The sequence below is a fragment of the Nocardia arthritidis genome (genome assembly GCF_011801145.1).
GTDB lineage: Bacteria > Actinomycetota > Actinomycetes > Mycobacteriales > Mycobacteriaceae > Nocardia > Nocardia arthritidis_A.
In genome coordinates this window covers 6652306-6667937 of sequence record NZ_CP046172.1, presented here as the reverse complement: position 1 = coordinate 6667937, position 15632 = coordinate 6652306, and the positions used below count along the sequence as shown (strand labels likewise).

The following is a 15632-nucleotide window of genomic DNA, read 5'->3' as shown; positions in this document are numbered from 1 at the left end:
CCTGGGATGTTTATCCGTATTGTCGGGGAATGACGGATTTCGTACCCGATTTCGAACTCTCCGGACGATTGGAGCAGCACGCCTTCTCCAGCGCGCTGCTGCGCGGCAACCCGCTCGGTGATCCGCACGAGCGCCCGCTGTGGGTGTATCTGCCGCCCGGCTACGACGCCCGGGAAACCGAGCGCTACCCGGTGGTCTATGTCATTCAGGGCTATTCCGGTCGACTGCCGATGTGGGGATATCGGCATCCCTTCAAGAGCCCCTTCGTGGAACTGGTCGACCGGATGTTCGCCGCCGAGGAGGCGCCGCAGGCGATCGTCGTCTACGTCGACGCGTGGACCAAATACGGTGGCAGCCAATTCGTGGATTCACCGGGTACCGGGCGCTACCACTCCTATCTGTGCGAGGAGATCGTGCCGTGGGTCGACCGCAATTATCGAACGATCGCGGATCGCGAATACCGTGCGATCCAGGGCAAATCCAGTGGCGGATTCGGCGCGATGATCACCCCGATGCTGCGCCCCGACCTGTTCGCGAATTTTGCCACGCACGCCGGCGACGCTCTCTACGAGTACTCGTACATCATGGAATTCGGGAAGGGTGTCCGGCGGCTGCGCGAGTACGACGGCGATATCTGGGCATTCTGGCGTGATTTCAGCGAGCGCATGGCCCGCGGCGGTCCGCTGAAGGACACCGACAGCCTGCTCGCCATGCTGCTCGGTCTCTCCGCTTGTTATTCCGCGGGTGAGGACGGTGTGCCGGAACTTCCGTTCGATCCGGTCACCGGTGTTCTCCGGGAGATCCCCTGGCAGCGTTGGCTCGACTGGGATCCCGTGCGCATGGTGCCGAAATACGCCGAGGCGATGCGCTCCATGCGCGCGATCTGGATCGACGGCGGCACCCGCGACGAGTGGTTCCTCGATATCGGCGCGCAGGCCTTCCGAGATGCCCTGCGCGCCAACGGCGTCGCCGACGACATCATCCACTTCGAACACTTCGACGACGGCCATGCGGGCATCGACTACCGCTACGCTCCCGCCCTCGGCTGGCTGACCCGGCGCATGCCCACGAAACCCCCTGCGGCTGGCTGATTCTCGTGCGGTTGGACCCGGTCGGTGCGGATAGTTCCGTACCGACTTCGGGAACGAATCAGTTGGGTGCCACCGTGAGGTCGTATACGGCGATATTGCCGATGTGGGTCGGCGTGTAGTGCGCGCTCACCCAGTCCGCGATGTCCTTGTGCCCCACCGGACGCCACCAACCCTGGTCGGCGGGCGGTTGTGCGTTCGGGCTAGGCCGGCCCGCGGTCGGCACCCGCCAGGAATCCGGGAGCTTGACCTCCTGGGCGAGGTAATAGGTGACCTGGTGGTCGCGGACCATGCGCTGGAATTGGTCCAGTGTCGGCACCGGGTCGTCGGAGGTGAAGCCGCCGATGGCGATGACCGGTGTGCGGCTGGCCAGCTCGAGACCCGCCGCGGTGGACGAACGATCCACCGCCGCGGACCATTTCGTCGACGTGTCGCGCAACAGGTCCACCAGCTTCGGATCGTAACCGCCGTCGCCCATGAATATGCTCATCTGCCTGCGCATTTCGGCGGCCGGACCGGAGTCCGCCCGATGCCGGGCCGGGCCGACCGACGGGCTGCCGCCGGTGTGCGGCTGCGGCAGGGTCGCCACCGCGTACGCCGTCGAACCGGCCAATGCCGCAAGGATTCCCGCCACCGCGAGCACCGTCACCGCCCTGGCCCGCAACCGCGCGGCCGCGGGCAGCGAGACGAGTACCAGCCCGGCGGCGGCGAGCGCCGCGACGACGAGGATGGTCCAGCGCAGCCACGGCAGCCAATCCGCATTGCGTTGCAGCACAACGAATCCCCATATGCCGCCGGTGAGAATCAGTGCCGCCGAACCGATCCGGCCGAAGTTATCGGCGCGCCGCCGCCACAGCTCGTGCACCCCGATCGCGAACATGCCCGCGATGGCCGGTGCGACGGCGAGCGTGTAGTAGGCGTGCATCCCGCCCTTCATCTCGGTGAAGGCGACCCCGTCGATAAGCAGCCACAACCCGAAAACCAGTGCGGCGCCGCGCAATACATCGGTGCGCGGGGCCCGCCGGCGCAGCGCGAGCACCAGCGCGAAGGCCAGCAGCGCCGCGGGCAGCAGCCACGAGATCTCGAAGCCGATCTCACCGGTGAAGAGTTTGTCCGGTCCCGTACCACCGCCGAAGGCGCCGAAACCGCCTCGGCCGCCCGGAAAATGCGGCATCTCGTAGCCCTCGGGCAACGCCATCCGGTTACCGCCGCCGCGGTGGTTCTGGCCGAGATAGCGGGCGAAACCGTTGTAGCCCAAGACGAGATCCATGAAGGTGTTGTCGGTGGATCCGGCCAGATACGGGCGCGACGAGGCGGGCCACAGCATCGTCAGCAGCACATACCAACCCGACGACACCATCAGCGCGGCAGCGGCGGCGAGCAAGTGCCCCAACCGATTACGCAGCGACGTCGGCGCCACGATCAGGTACGCCAGCGCCACCGCGGGCAGCACCATCAGGCCCTCCAGCATCTTGGCCAGGAAGGCGAAGCCGAGCGCGACACCGGCCAGCATCAGCCAGCGCAGGCTCGCCCGGGGTAGCGCCCGGATGGTGCAGTAGGCGCCTGCGGTCATCAGCAGCACCATCACCGCATCCGGATTGTTGAACCGGAACATCATGGCCACCACCGGCGTGAGCGCCAGTACGGCGCCGGCCAGCAGTCCGGCGCCGCGGCTCAGGGTGACCCGGGCGACCGCGCCGTACATCAGCGCCACCGCGGCCACCGCCATCAACGCCTGCGGCGCGAGCATGCCGGCACTGCCGAACCCGAACAGCTGCCCGGACAGACCCATCACCCACTGCGATACCGGCGGCTTGTCGACGGTGATGAAATTGCCGGGATCCAGCGAGCCGAACAGCAGCGCCTTCCAGTTCAGCGAGCCCGACCAGGCGGACGCGGCGTAGAAGCCGTTCCCCATTCCGTTGACGGTGATATTCCACAGGTAGGCCGCCGCGGTGCCGAGCAGCAGCGCGGCCAGACCGAGACGTTCCCAGCGGCGTGCGGGCGGCAGGGTGGCCGCGGCCCTCCCGGCCGCGTCGGGCGCGGGCGGACCGGGGGTCTGCGTTTCGTCGTTCGAGGCGGCATCGGTCGCATCGGGCACGGCGCTGGTTGCGGTCACTCGCGACAGTGTGGCAACCCGAGGGGTGAAGTCGCTGGATGTTTCCTGTCAATCCGCTGTGAGCAGGGCGGATCGGGAACCCGAAAACGGACGGCCGCACGGAACTCCGTGCGGCCGTTCATCTTTCGCCGTTCAGATCTTGCGGATGACCGTGACGACCTTGCCGAGAATCCGGGCGTCGTTACCCGGGATGGGTTCGAACAGCGGGTTGTGCGGCATCAGCCAGACGTCCTTGCCGGTGCGCTTGAACGTCTTGACCGTCGCCTCGCCATCGATCATGGCCGCGACGATCTCACCGTTGTCGGCCACGTTCTGCTGACGCACCACCACCCAGTCGCCGTCGCAGATCGCCGCGTCGACCATCGACTGGCCGACGACCTTCAGCAGGAACAGCGAACCGTCGCCGACCAGCTCACGCGGCAGTGGGAAGACATCCTCCACCGCCTGCTCGGCCAGGATCGGCCCACCGGCGGCGATGCGGCCGAGCACCGGGACGAAGGTCGGCACCGGGCGGTTCGGATCGGCGGCGTCGGCCTCCTCGATACTCGCGCCGACCGTCTGCAGGCTGGTGACCGCGCGGACCGCCTCGTCGAGCCCGCGGACGTCCACCGCGCGCGGCCGGTTCGGGTCGCGGCGCAGATAGCCCTTGCGCTCCAGTGCCCGTAGCTGATGCGCCACCGAGGAGGTGGAGGTCAACCCGACGGCATCGCCGATCTCCCGGATGCTCGGCGGGTACCCACGCTCGCTGACCGAGGTCCGGATGACCTCCAGCACCTTGCGCTGACGCACGGTGAGCTCCGCTCCGGTCCCCGACGGGTCGGCGCCGACGTCGCTCTCATCACCCGTGTCGTCTGTGTGGCTCACCGCAACCGCCCTTCCTATGTTCGATTCGCGGCATGCGCGGGCCCGCGTGCGCCCGCCGGAGCTCATGCCGCAGTCGTGTTTTTCGTCTCTCGAATCTAGTCCGGTCACGGCGATGTTTCAAACATCTGTTCGAGGTATGTCGGGCGTTTCTGCTGACTTTGTCGGTGCCGCGTGGTAGAAATCGAACACAGTTTTCTTCGAACACGTGATCGAACGACATCTCCACTCATATCCCACGGCCGCAACCGGAGGTCTGTCCGATGAGCACTGCGATCAGCGAAATCGCCACCGCCCCCGTCGTCGAGGACGACCTGGGCTTCGACACCGTCCCGCGGGTTCGCACCGTCCATCCGCCGGTGCTGCGGGCCCGCACCGCCGCGGCGCTATACCGCCCCGCAGTGGACCGCCGTCCGCGTGGCGCGCGCCCGCGCGCCGCGGTTGTCGCCTACGACGCTCGCCCGCTGACTCCGCGGCAGTCGCGCAGCGTGTATCCGATGCAGCGGGTCGAGGAGGCGAAGGTCGGCTTCGCGGCGCTGGCGGTGTCGGCGCTGCTCAGCGCGCTGGTGGTGACGGCGCTGATCGGGTTGGGGCATTGGCGCGCGGGCACTTTCGACCACGGCACGCCCGCGCCGGCGCCGATGATCGTCGACGGTTCGGCACCCCAGGACGGCGTCGCGCCGCGCTAGAACCCGGTGCGGCGAGGATGGGCACGATTGGGGTCCAAGGGGATTCGGGGCCGAACAAGGTGACCGAATTTGTTGATCGGCGACAAGAACGTGTTGCTACTGTGCGGAAAACCTGTGATCAGGGCAACACGTTGGCTTCGGCTTCCGGCGTCCACCGGAATTCGCGAACGGGGTTGCCGCGCAACGATGTCGGGACCGAACCCCATGATCAACCTCGCCACCGCCGCACGCTCGATCATTCGAGTAATCGGCGTGCTCACCTGCCTGCTACTGGGATTCGGCGCCGCACCCGTCGTCGCCGCGGCGCCCGGCTATGCGGAATACCTGGATCTGCCATCGCTCAACGGCGCGGGCGAACGTGGCGGCGGACTGAATCCGGCGCTGCCCCTCGACGAATCGGCCCTGCGCGCGGCACTGGACGCGGCGCGGGCCGACGGCATCGATCCGAAACGCTATGCCACCCTGCTGCATCAGTACTGGATGGTGGTCGCCACCGATAACGCGGGTATCGACATCACCGGATGGGATCCCACCCGCGGGGTTCGCGCGAACGAGGCCACCTTCAACCAGGTCTACGTCAACTACCTGCGGCTGGCCACCCGGCACCCGGACTTCTGGTGGGCGGGCCTGGCCGGGCTCGCCGGCGGTTCGTTCGCCTCGGGTTTCTTCGATATGCGCGATGTCGGCGTGCTGATCGACCTGACCGGCATCCACCAGCTCGGTGACGCGGTGGCCGATCTGTTGCGCGGCACCCCACCGGAACTGACGGCGCTGCTGCCCGACGACGTCCGGTTGCTCGCCACCGAAGGCTCCCGCCTGACCGGCGCCGATCTCAGCTGGTACCAGACCAGGCTGATGATCATGCAGCGGCACATCTTCACCGACCTGGTGCCGATGCACGAGGCGTACGCGGCCGATGGCATGCGAGCCATCGACGAGCTGTTCGCCGCCGGTGTGATCGACGAGAGTCTGCACACCGCATGGCAATCCATCGCATCCGGCACCCAGGCCGGTTACGTGGACGCGCTGATCAGGATGACCGACCGGGAGCAGAACCACGTGATCGCCGACCAGTGGGACGCCACCTCGGCGGGCCGCGCGCCGATCAGCCGTGCGCTCACCTACGTGAGCACGCTGGCCGGTAAGGCCGCGGTGCCGGGAGTTCGCGCGCCGGGAGTGTTCGCGCCGATCACCGTGCGCGCCGAGGTCGGCGGTCGCACCGTGGCGCTGCGGGCGCCGCTACCCGGCTTCAACTGGGCCGATCGCGACACGCGGTGGACGTACATCATGGGTGACCTGGTGCCGCGCCACATCGATATGGAATCGAACACGCCGTTCGCGGCGACCGTGCTCGGGGAGCCGTTCTGGAACAAATTGGCCAACGGCAGGCTCGTCGCGCGGCTGCCCGACCTGATCTGTGATCTCACCAGTGAGTGGTCGCTGACCGAATGAATCGATAGTCCGGGTATCCTCGAAGTGCTATGAAGGTATACCGCATGTCAACAGAGGTATACCTGCTACCGGGTTCAGGCCCCTGTACATGAGCTCGCCGGACCGACCGGTCGCGAGCGCGCGCATCGACGAAGGATCTCTCGGATGCATTGCCCGTACTGCCGTCACCCCGACTCCCGGGTGGTCGACTCGCGCGAGACCGAGGAAGGCACGGCCATCCGCAGGCGACGCTCCTGCCCGCAGTGTGGGCGGCGCTTCACCACGGTCGAGACCGCGATCCTCTCCGTGGTCAAGCGCAGTGGTGTCACCGAACCGTTCAGCCGCGAGAAGGTCATTCGCGGCGTGCGCCGCGCCTGCCAGGGGCGCGAGGTCGACGACGACGCGCTGAACCTGCTGGCCCAGCAGGTGGAGGATGCGGTGCGGGCCAAGGGTTCGCCGGAGGTGCCGAGCCACGAGGTCGGTTTGGCGATCCTCGGGCCGCTGCGCGATCTGGACGAGGTGGCCTATCTGCGCTTCGCCTCGGTCTACCGATCCTTCAGCTCGGCCGAGGATTTCGAACGTGAGATCCAGGAGATGCGCCAAGCCCGCGCCGCCGCGACCGCCGCCGCCAAGTAGGCGTACCTCCGCATTCGCTCCGGCCGTGCGCGGGCTGAGGACGGGCTTCGCCCGACAGCGTCCATTGGGCGGTCAGCGGACGGCGGCGATCGCCCGCTCGATTCGCTTGGCCGACACCGGATATGGCGTGCCGAGCCGCTGCGCGAACAGGCTCACCCGGAATTCCTCGATCATCCACCAGATCTCGCCGATCGCGGGCGAATTCCGGCGCGGCTCCGGCAGATTCGCGACCAGCCGGTCGTAGGCGGCCAGTACCCGGTCGAGTTCGGCCATGCCCTGCCGGTCGCGCACCGCCGAACCGGGCAGCGACTCCAGCCGGATCAGCGCGGCCTGCAGGTAGCGGGGCAGCTCGCGCAGGCGTGCGGTACCCCATTCGGAGATGAAACCGGGGAACACCAGATCCGCCAGCTGGTGGCGCACGTCATCGGCTATGTCCTGTTCGGCGGTCCGCGTCAGCGCACTCGAAACCTGGTGTGCCGCGGCCAGTACCGGCACCGCGAGGCGCACGATGGCGGCCACGGCCGAGGTGAGTTCGGGGCGGATCCGCGCGACCAGCGCGTCGAACCGCTCCGGATCGCGCACCGGCCCGCCCGCCGCGGCGATCAGCTCGTCGGCCGCCGCGGCCCGGCAGTCCTCGACCAGCGCGTCCAGCGAACCGTACGGATTCTGGCTCAGCGCAAGGCGATCCGTCGGCGGCAGACCGGCGGTGACCGTGCGCGCCGAGGTGGGAATCGCGTGCAGCACCAGGGCCCTGGTGCCCGCGCGCATCGCATTCGCCTGTGCCGCAGGCGAACTCAGCACTCGTACGGCCACGCCGTCGCCCTCCGGCACCAGCGCCGGATAGCCGGTGACGGTCTGGCCGCCCGCCTCGCGGCGGACCGTCTCGTCGAGGCGGCCGAGGGATTCGGTGGTCCACACGGTGGCGGGCGCCCGTTCGGCGCCGGCGGTCGCCCGCGCGACCGAGGCGGAAACCTGCTCGGCCAGCTGGGTTTTGAGCTGCGCGAGGCTCTTGCCCCGGGCGACGACGGCGCCCGAGGCGTCGGAGGCGGCGAAGGTCATCCGCAGATGGTCCGGCAGTGCGGCGGGGTCCAGATCGTTCGCCGTGATGGTCACCGAGCCCAGCCGGGACAGCTCCCGCGCCAGGCCGGTGCGCAGCGGCTCGGCACGCGGGGTGAGCGCGGCCAGCGCCGCGGCAGCGAAGTCGGGCGCGGGAACCACGCTGCGGCGCAGCGTCTTCGGCAAGGTTTTGATCAGCGCCGCGGCGAGCTCCTCGCGCATACCCGGCACCAGCCAGTCGAAGCCGACCGCCCGCACGTGTGCCAGCTGCGCTATCGGAATGTGCACGGTCACACCGTCGTCGGCATTGCCGGGCTCGAACTGGTAGGTGAGCGGGAAGCTGAGCTCACCCTGCCGCCAGGCGTCGGGGAAGTCCGCCGGATCCAGCGTCGCCGCGCCCTCGTTCACCACCGTATCGGTCGAGAAGTCCAGCAGCGCGGGATCTTTGCGTCGCGCGGTGCGCCACCAGCTGTCGAAGTGCCGCACCGAGACGATCTCGGCCGGAAGCCGCCGGTCGTAGAACTCGAACAGCACCTCGTCGTCGACCAGGATGTCGCGGCGGCGGGCGCGATGCTCCAGATCCGCGACATCGTCCAGCAATTCGCGATTGCGGTGGAAGAACTCGTGTCTGGTCTGCCATTCGCCCTGCACCAGCGCATGCCGGATGAACAGTTCACGGGACAGTTCCGCATCGATGCGGCCGTAATCCACCGGCCTGCCGGTCACCAACGGCACGCCGTAGAGGGTCACCCGCTCGTAGGCGCGGGCCGCGCCGCGCTTGGCCGACCAATGCGGTTCGGAATAGGTGCGTTTGACGAGATCGCCCGCGAGCCGCTCGGCCCACTCCGGTTCGACCCTGGCCGCCATCCGGCCCCACAGCCGCGAGGTCTCCACCAGTTCGGCGGCCATCACCCAGCGCGGGGGTTTCTTGGCCAGCGCCGAACCCGGGAAGATCATGAACTTGGCGTTGCGCGCGCCGAGGAACTCCCTGGACTCGGCCTCACGGACGCCGATATGCGACAGCATGCCGGATAGCAGCGCCTGATGGATGGACGTCGCATCCCAGGGCAGGTCGGCCGAATCGACTGTGCCGCCGTCGGATTCGCGGTTGTCGGCGCGGGACGGCCGACGGCCCCGCCCGGCGCGGTCCGGCGTTTTCGCCGATCGGCCCGCGGAATCCTTTGACCGGCGGTCGGTTTCGTCGTCCGGACCCTGGATCGACCAGCCGAGGCCCCTGGTGATGGTGCGCAGCTGGCCGTGCAGGTCCTGCCATTCGCGGATGCGCAGGTAGTGCAGGAACTCGTCCCGGCACATGCGCCGGAATTGATTGGACGACAGCGATTTCCGCTGTTCGGTCAGATAGTCCCACAGCCGCAGGTAGGCCAGGAAATCGGAATTCTCGACGGTGAATCGGGCGTGTTTGGCGTCGGCGGCCTGCTGGAATTCCGCCGGACGTTCCCGCACGTCCTGAATGGATAGCGCGGCCACGATGATCAGCACCTCGGCCAGGCAGCCCGCGCGGTTCGCCTCGACCAGCATTCGCGCCATCCGCGGATCCACCGGCAGCTGCGCCATTTCCCGGCCGATCGGTGTCAGCGTCAGCCCGCCTGCCGCATCATCGGTTCGCGGCTCGGGCTCCGAATCGGTTGCCGCGGCGCGTTTTCCGGAGCCCTGCCGGGCCAGCGCGCCCAATTCCTCCAGCAGCGCGATGCCGTCCCGGATCGCTCGCCGATCCGGCGCCTCGACGAACGGGAAACCCTCGATATCGCCGAGCCCGAGCGCGGTCATCTGGAGGATGACGGCGGCGAGGTTGGTGCGCAGGATCTCCGGTTCGGTGAAGGCGGGCCTGGCCTCGAAATCGTCCTCGGCGTAGAGGCGGATCGCGATACCGTCGGCGACGCGCCCGCAGCGGCCCGAGCGCTGCCGGGCCGAGGCCTGCGAGATCGGCTCGATCGGCAGCCGCTGCACCTTGGTGCGCATCGAATAGCGTGATATGCGGGCGGTACCGGGATCGATGACGTATCGGATGCCGGGAACGGTGAGCGAGGTCTCGGCGACGTTGGTGGCCAGCACCACGCGACGTCCGGTGTGCGACTGGAACACTCGGTGCTGTTCGGCGGCCGAGAGCCGGGCATAGAGCGGCAGGATCTCGGTGCGCGGCAGCTTCAGATCGCGCAAAGCGTCCGCGGTGTCCCGGATTTCGCGTTCGCCGGAGAGGAACACCAGCACATCGCCGTCGCCCTCGGCGAACAGTTCGGCCACCGCGTCACCGATGGCGTCGGTCGGATCGCGGTCGACGACGCGGGTGTCCTCGTCGTCCGGATCGTCGGTGGCGGGTAGTTCCAACGACAGTGGGCGGTAACGGATTTCGACCGGATATGACCGCCCCGATACCTCGACGATGGGCGCGGGCGTACCGTCCTCGGCGGCGAAATGCCTGGCGAACAGCTCGGGATCGATGGTCGCCGAGGTGATGATCACCTTGAGATCCGGCCTGCGCGGCAACAACTGTTTGAGGTAGCCGAGCAGGAAGTCGATATTCAGGCTGCGCTCGTGCGCCTCGTCGATGATGATCGTGTCGTAGCGGCGCAGCAGCCGGTCGCGCTGAATCTCGGCGAGCAGGATGCCGTCGGTCATCAGCTTGATCAGCGTGTGCTCGGAGGCCTGATCGGTGAAGCGGACGGTGTAGCCGACGATATCGCCGAGTTCGGTGCCCAACTCCTCGGCGATGCGTTCGGCGACGGTGCGGGCGGCCAGCCTGCGCGGCTGGGTGTGGCCGATGGTGCCGCGGATGCCGCGCCCGAGTTCGAGACAGATCTTCGGGATCTGGGTGGTCTTGCCGGAGCCGGTCTCGCCCGCGACGATCACCACCTGGTGTTCGCTGATGGCCGCGGCGATATCGTCCCGGCGCGCCGAGACGGGTAGCTGTTCCGGATAACGGATTTCGGGTACCGCTGCTCGGCGGGCCTCGATCCGCTGCTCGGCGGCCGCGATCTCCGCCGCGATACCGGTGAGGTCGCCGCCGCGGGCGCGGTCCAGGCGTCGGCGCAACCGGTGTTCGTCGCGCAGGGATACGGCGGCCAGGCGGGTACGAAGCTCGCGGAGACTCGCGTCGGCTGTCCTGGTCATTGCGTCAACCAGCCTAATAGGCGCTGTCGGCGAAGCCGCCCGCAGCCCGCGCATGGCCGGAGCGAATGCGTCAGGCGCGTGGCCTGGATCACTCGCTCGAAGCGGCTTTCCTGGATTGTTCGGCGGCCGCGATGATTTCCGGCATCGTCCAGCTCAGCGTCCCCGAACGGAGTTCGGCGGCAATCGATTCCGTCCACGCCAATTCGGCCCGGACCATCGCGGCCCGGTATTCGTCCTCGATCATGGAGATGCGCGGCAGGCCGTAATCGGGTTGTGCCGCCAGCCGATCGAGTTCCGCGGTGAGCGCGGCCGCGCGAGTTTCCAGCAGCGGCAGCAGATCCGTGGGGGTGCGCAGCATCGCGACGCTGAGCGCGGCGGGGAATTCCGGGTATTCGCGACCGGGTTCGGCCAGCATCGAATCCAGCCATCCGTACAGCGCGGTCTGTCCGTCCTCGGTCAGACGGTAGGCGGCTCTCTCCGGCTTACCCGGGGCGCGCTGGTGCTCGTGATGGGTGATGAGTCCGGCCCGTTCCAGCCGGTCGATGGTCTGGTAGACGCTCGCACTGCGCGCGACGTTCACCACCGTGTCCTTGCCGCGCTGCCTGATCAGCTGCTGCATCAGATACGGGTGCATCGGCGCCTCGGCCAGCAATGCCAACACCAGCAGCGCCAGCGGTGAGCGCTGATCGGCGCGACGGGCCATCGTCTCGGCCTCCTATCTCGGAAAGTTAGACACCATTTTATAGCTATCCATGTTATGGTTAATGCATGCGACACGCACTGATCATCGGGGCGGGAATCGCCGGGCCCGCGGCCGCACTGGCCTTGCGGCGGGCCGGGATTCGGTCCACCGTCTACGAATCTCATTCCACGAGCGCGGAATCCGTCGGCGGCTTCCTCACGGTCGCGGTCAACGGCCGCAACGCCCTGCGCGCACTGGATTGCGCCGACTGCCTGCGCGAAGGCTTCCCCACCCCGCGCATGTCCATCTACAGCGGCACCGGAAAACGCCTGGCCGCCTTCGACTATGGGCCCACGCTCGCGGACGGTGACAGCTGCCGGACGATGAATCGCACGGACCTGTACGCGGCATTGCGGGCGACGGCACTGGCCCGCGATATCGAGATCGTGCACGGCAAGCGGCTCGTCGAGGTTGAGCCGAGGCGGGCCGGGGTGCGCGCCGTATTCGCCGACGGCTCGGCCGCCGACGGTGACCTGCTCATCGGTGCGGACGGATTGCGTTCGCGCACAAGGATGCTCATCGATCCCGCCGCCCCGCCCGCCCGATACACCGGACTGCTCAACACCGGCGGTTACGCGCACGGCGCGAAAGTCGATGCGCCGGTTGGCGAAATGACCTTCGTCTTCGGCCGCCGGGCCTTCTTCGGATACGTCCGGCATCCGGACGACGCGGTCTGGTGGTTCACCAATTTCGGCGCGGCCGCCGAACCGCGGCCCGACGAGTTGGCGGCCATGGATGTCCGCGCCCGCCTGAACGACCTTTTCGCCGGGGACAATTCGCCCGCGCTCGACCTCATCGCGCATACCGAACAGTTGATCGCGCCGTTCGGCACCTACGACTTCCCCTCGGTGCCCACCTGGTATCGCGACGGGATGATCATCATCGGCGATGCCGCGCACGCGGCGTCACCGGCATCGGGGCAGGGTGCGTCGATGGCGCTGGAGGACGCGGTGGTGCTGGGCAAGGCGTTGCGCGACGAAGCCTCTGTCGAATCCGCGTTCGCGAGCTATGAGCGGCAGCGCCGCGCGCGGGTCGAACACGTTGTGGCATGGGGAAAGAAGCGGGGGGACCGGAAGGCCCCCGGCTACCTGGGCAGGCTGCTGCGCGATCACGTGATCTTCCCGCTGTTCGTTGCGCGCGGGGCGGGCGCGACCGATCCCAATGCGTGGATGTACGAATTCCCCGCCGAATGGGATGCCGACCCCGTCCGGGAAGCGCAGCTGTAGCAATCCGTAGGCAACCGCTGTCGGGCACGGATGGTGACCTGTGCAACAATCGCCCGGTGCACGCCGTCGAGGTGTCCCCGTGGTGGGTTCGGGTGTTGCGGGTCGGTTTCGCCGCACTCGGTGTCGCGGCCCTGATCGCGGGTCCGATCTATGAATCGAGGTCACCCGGCTATTCGATGGCCAACCATTTCAGCTATTTCACCATCCAGTCCAATGCTTTGGCGGCGCTGGTGCTGCTGGTCGGCGGGCTCGTCGACCCGGGCGGCAGGCGCTGGCAGGTGCTGCGCTGCGCGGCGACGATGTATCTGGTGATCACCGGCATCGTGTACGCGGTGCTGCTCGCGCATCTCGGGATCGGCGACGAACCGCCGTGGATCAACGATGTGCTGCACCGGGTGCAGCCGGTGGTCATGGTGGTCGACTGGGTGTTGGTCCCGGCCGGACTCGCCGTCACCGGATGGCTCGTCGCCGGATTGCTGGTCTATCCCGTGCTGTACGGCATCTATACGCTGGGCCGCGGGCCGATTGTGGACTGGTATCCATATCCGTTCATTGATCCGCGCAACCAGGGCTATGTGTCGATGGCCATCGGTCTCGTCGAGCTCGTCATCGGATTCGCCCTGCTCGCGGTCGCGATCGTGGCGCTCGGACAGCTCTGCGGGCGCTGGCGCGGTTCGACCTACGACCATGTTCTGCGGTAAGGGTGGTGTCATGACTTCGCTTTGGCATGGGTTCGCCGATATGGGCGCCGTCGAGCGCGACGGCGCGTTCGTGGTGGCGCGCGGCGACGGCGCGTACGTCTACGACGCGGCGGGCACCCGGTATCTGGACGCCACCGCCGGGCTGTGGTTCACCAACGTCGGGCACGGCCGCGGCGAGATCGCCGACGCGGTCGCCGCGCAGCTGCGCCAGGTCGCGCACTACTCCAATTTCGGCGACCTCACCTCCCCGGTCACCCAGGCGCTCGCGGAGCGGCTGAGCGCCATCGCGCCGGTGCCGGGCAGCAAGATCTTCTTCACCTCCGGCGGTTCGGATTCGGTGGACACCGCGGCCAAGCTGGCCCGCAGGTACTGGCACGAGCTGGGCCGCCCGGACAAGTCGATCGTGGTCGGCAGGCGCCTGGCCTATCACGGAATGCACGTCGCCGGAACGGCTTTGGCGGGTATCCCGGTGAACCGGGAGGGTTACGGCGAGTTGATGGCCGATGCCCGCACGGTGGAGTGGGACGATCCGAAGGCGCTGCTCGCGCTGATCGAGGAGCTCGGCGCCGAGCGCATCGCCGCCTTCTTCTGCGAGCCGGTGATCGGTGCGGGCGGCATCCTGCTGCCGCCGGAGGGTTACCTGACCGAGGTGCGGCGCATCTGCTGGGACAACGACATCCTGTTCGTCGCCGACGAGGTGGTCACCGGCTTCGGCCGGATCGGCGGATCCTGGTTCGCCTCTTCGCGTTTCGGGCTCGAACCCGACCTGATGACCACCGCGAAGGGCCTCACCTCCGGCTATGTCCCGATGGGCGCGGTGTTCGTCGCGCCCCGGATCGCCGAACCGTTCTTCGCCGGTGGCGTCTGGTGGCGGCACGGCTACACCTACGGCGGCCACGCGGGCGCCGCCGCGGCCGCCATGGCCAACCTGGACATCATCGAGCGCGAGGGTCTGCTGGAGGAGGCGAAGCGGCTGGAGTCGACCCTGCACGACCGGCTGGCACCGCTGGCCGAACATCCGCGCGTCGCCGAGATCCGCAGCGGTATCGGCGCCGTCGCCGCGGTGCAGCTGGCCGATCCGTCCGAGGGTCTGCCCCTGGTGAAAACCCTTCGCCAGCACGGTGTTTCGGGCCGCGCCGCCGGGCAGGGCGCCATGCAGATCTCGCCGTCGTTCGTGATGACCGACGAGCAGGTCGGCGAGCTGGCCGACGCCTTCGCCCGCGCGCTCGGCTGAAAGCTGTTGGGCCGAGCCCGACTTCAGCACTCGCCGAATAGGCGCTGTCGGCGGAGCCCGTCCTCGACCTGCGCCGGGCCGAGCTCCTGCGTGAGGCCTACAGGGCCAGCGTCATGAAAACGCTGTTCGGGTCGAGGATGTAGTCGGCGAACGGCGGGCATTCGGCGAAGCCGTTGCGGGTGTACAGGCGGCGGGCCGGTGCGAAGTAGGGCTGGGTTCCGGTTTCCAGGCTGAGCCGGGTGTAGCCGCGTTCGCGTGCCTGGGCGATCAAGTGGCGCAACAGGTTCGAGGCGACGCCGCGGCCACGGGCAGCGGTCGCGGTGCGCATCGACTTGAGTTCGCCGTGCGTCGGGTCGAGTTCCTTCAGCGCGCCGCAGCCGACCAGTTCGCCGCTGTCCCAAGCACTCCAGAAGGTGATCTCGGGTTTGCGCAGCGCGTCCAGGTCCAGGGCGTGCACGCTCTCGGCGGGGGAGGTGGCGTACATATCGTCCAGGTGCTGGGCCAGCAGCGCCGCGATCGCCGGACCGGACAGATCGTCGACGACGATCCGCAGCGCGGACTGGTCGGTATTGTTCGACATCGGGCCATCATGACTCGCACCGGCTCGACGCAAGCGTCTGGGACGGCTTAATCTGAAAGCAGCCGCCCGGCGCACAACGGCCTTGGTATCCGGCCCCGATCAAGGTGGACGACGATGTCTGAGTTCGGCAGATCCGCGCA

At 68.1% G+C, this 15632-nt stretch carries 12 protein-coding genes; 7 read left to right on the top strand and 5 right to left on the bottom strand.

From position 1 onward, the window contains the following. Positions 1 to 29 precede the first annotated feature (29 nt). Complete coding sequence (locus F5544_RS30190) at positions 30 to 1091, top strand: alpha/beta hydrolase (protein WP_167476320.1); 1062 nt, start codon at positions 30 to 32, stop codon at positions 1089 to 1091. Between the two features lie 58 nt (positions 1092 to 1149). Here F5544_RS30190 and F5544_RS30185 read toward each other — a convergent pair whose 3' ends face one another. Both F5544_RS30185 and lexA read right to left on the bottom strand, forming a co-directional pair. Further along, positions 1150 to 3207: an ArnT family glycosyltransferase gene (locus tag F5544_RS30185; RefSeq protein WP_428847078.1), complete on the bottom strand. Its 2058-nt coding sequence runs from the start codon at positions 3205 to 3207 to the stop codon at positions 1150 to 1152. Positions 3208 to 3339: 132 nt separating this feature from the next. Then, positions 3340 to 4071, bottom strand: a complete 732-nt coding sequence (gene lexA / locus F5544_RS30180; RefSeq protein WP_167476319.1) for a transcriptional repressor LexA — start codon at positions 4069 to 4071, stop codon at positions 3340 to 3342. Between the two features lie 260 nt (positions 4072 to 4331). Between lexA and F5544_RS30175 the strand changes: the two genes are divergently transcribed. From F5544_RS30175 to nrdR, 3 genes are all read left to right on the top strand, one after another. Next, positions 4332 to 4757 carry a hypothetical protein gene (locus F5544_RS30175; protein WP_167476318.1) on the top strand — a complete coding sequence of 142 codons (426 nt, stop codon included), beginning with the start codon at positions 4332 to 4334 and terminating at the stop codon, positions 4755 to 4757. 186 nt (positions 4758 to 4943) lie between these two features. Then, positions 4944 to 6209 (top strand): hypothetical protein, encoded by a 1266-nt coding sequence (locus F5544_RS30170; RefSeq protein WP_238846740.1) that lies wholly within the window; start codon positions 4944 to 4946, stop codon positions 6207 to 6209. 144 nt (positions 6210 to 6353) lie between these two features. Continuing rightward, a complete protein-coding gene (gene nrdR / locus F5544_RS30165; RefSeq protein ID WP_167476317.1) occupies positions 6354 to 6824 on the top strand; it encodes a transcriptional regulator NrdR in 471 nt (156 codons plus the stop codon). A gap of 72 nt (positions 6825 to 6896) precedes the next feature. Here nrdR and hrpA read toward each other — a convergent pair whose 3' ends face one another. Together hrpA and F5544_RS30155 are read right to left on the bottom strand one after the other, a co-directional pair. Beyond that, positions 6897 to 11009, bottom strand: a complete 4113-nt coding sequence (hrpA, locus tag F5544_RS30160; protein WP_167476316.1) for an ATP-dependent RNA helicase HrpA — start codon at positions 11007 to 11009, stop codon at positions 6897 to 6899. Positions 11010 to 11097: 88 nt separating this feature from the next. Next, positions 11098 to 11712 (bottom strand): PadR family transcriptional regulator, encoded by a 615-nt coding sequence (locus tag F5544_RS30155; protein WP_167476315.1) that lies wholly within the window; start codon positions 11710 to 11712, stop codon positions 11098 to 11100. Positions 11713 to 11777: 65 nt separating this feature from the next. Here F5544_RS30155 and F5544_RS30150 point away from each other — a divergent pair, with 65 nt between their 5' ends. The 3 genes from F5544_RS30150 to F5544_RS30140 are packed head-to-tail and all read left to right on the top strand — an operon-like array spanning position 11778 to position 14912. Continuing rightward, positions 11778 to 12977, top strand: coding sequence for an FAD-dependent oxidoreductase (locus F5544_RS30150; RefSeq protein ID WP_167476314.1), 1200 nt, complete (start codon positions 11778 to 11780; stop codon positions 12975 to 12977). A gap of 56 nt (positions 12978 to 13033) precedes the next feature. Further along, positions 13034 to 13678: a Pr6Pr family membrane protein gene (locus F5544_RS30145; RefSeq protein ID WP_238846739.1), complete on the top strand. Its 645-nt coding sequence runs from the start codon at positions 13034 to 13036 to the stop codon at positions 13676 to 13678. 10 nt (positions 13679 to 13688) lie between these two features. Beyond that, on the top strand, positions 13689 to 14912 hold the full coding sequence (locus tag F5544_RS30140) for an aspartate aminotransferase family protein (protein WP_167476312.1): 1224 nt from the start codon (positions 13689 to 13691) through the stop codon (positions 14910 to 14912). Between the two features lie 97 nt (positions 14913 to 15009). Here the strand turns inward: F5544_RS30140 and F5544_RS30135 are convergent, their stop codons facing one another. Then, complete coding sequence (locus tag F5544_RS30135; protein ID WP_167476311.1) at positions 15010 to 15492, bottom strand: GNAT family N-acetyltransferase; 483 nt, start codon at positions 15490 to 15492, stop codon at positions 15010 to 15012. Positions 15493 to 15632 lie beyond the last annotated feature (140 nt).

Coding starts and splice junctions, on each gene's coding strand:
- F5544_RS30150 (WP_167476314.1), top strand. CDS start 11,778: ATGCGACACGCACTGATCATCGGGGCGGGAATCGCCGGGCCCGCGGCC.
- F5544_RS30135 (WP_167476311.1), bottom strand. CDS start 15,492: ATGTCGAACAATACCGACCAGTCCGCGCTGCGGATCGTCGTCGACGAT.
- F5544_RS30175 (WP_167476318.1), top strand. CDS start 4,332: ATGAGCACTGCGATCAGCGAAATCGCCACCGCCCCCGTCGTCGAGGAC.
- F5544_RS30170 (WP_238846740.1), top strand. CDS start 4,944: ATGTCGGGACCGAACCCCATGATCAACCTCGCCACCGCCGCACGCTCG.
- nrdR (WP_167476317.1), top strand. CDS start 6,354: ATGCATTGCCCGTACTGCCGTCACCCCGACTCCCGGGTGGTCGACTCG.
- hrpA (WP_167476316.1), bottom strand. CDS start 11,009: ATGACCAGGACAGCCGACGCGAGTCTCCGCGAGCTTCGTACCCGCCTG.
- F5544_RS30140 (WP_167476312.1), top strand. CDS start 13,689: ATGACTTCGCTTTGGCATGGGTTCGCCGATATGGGCGCCGTCGAGCGC.
- F5544_RS30190 (WP_167476320.1), top strand. CDS start 30: ATGACGGATTTCGTACCCGATTTCGAACTCTCCGGACGATTGGAGCAG.
- F5544_RS30155 (WP_167476315.1), bottom strand. CDS start 11,712: ATGGCCCGTCGCGCCGATCAGCGCTCACCGCTGGCGCTGCTGGTGTTG.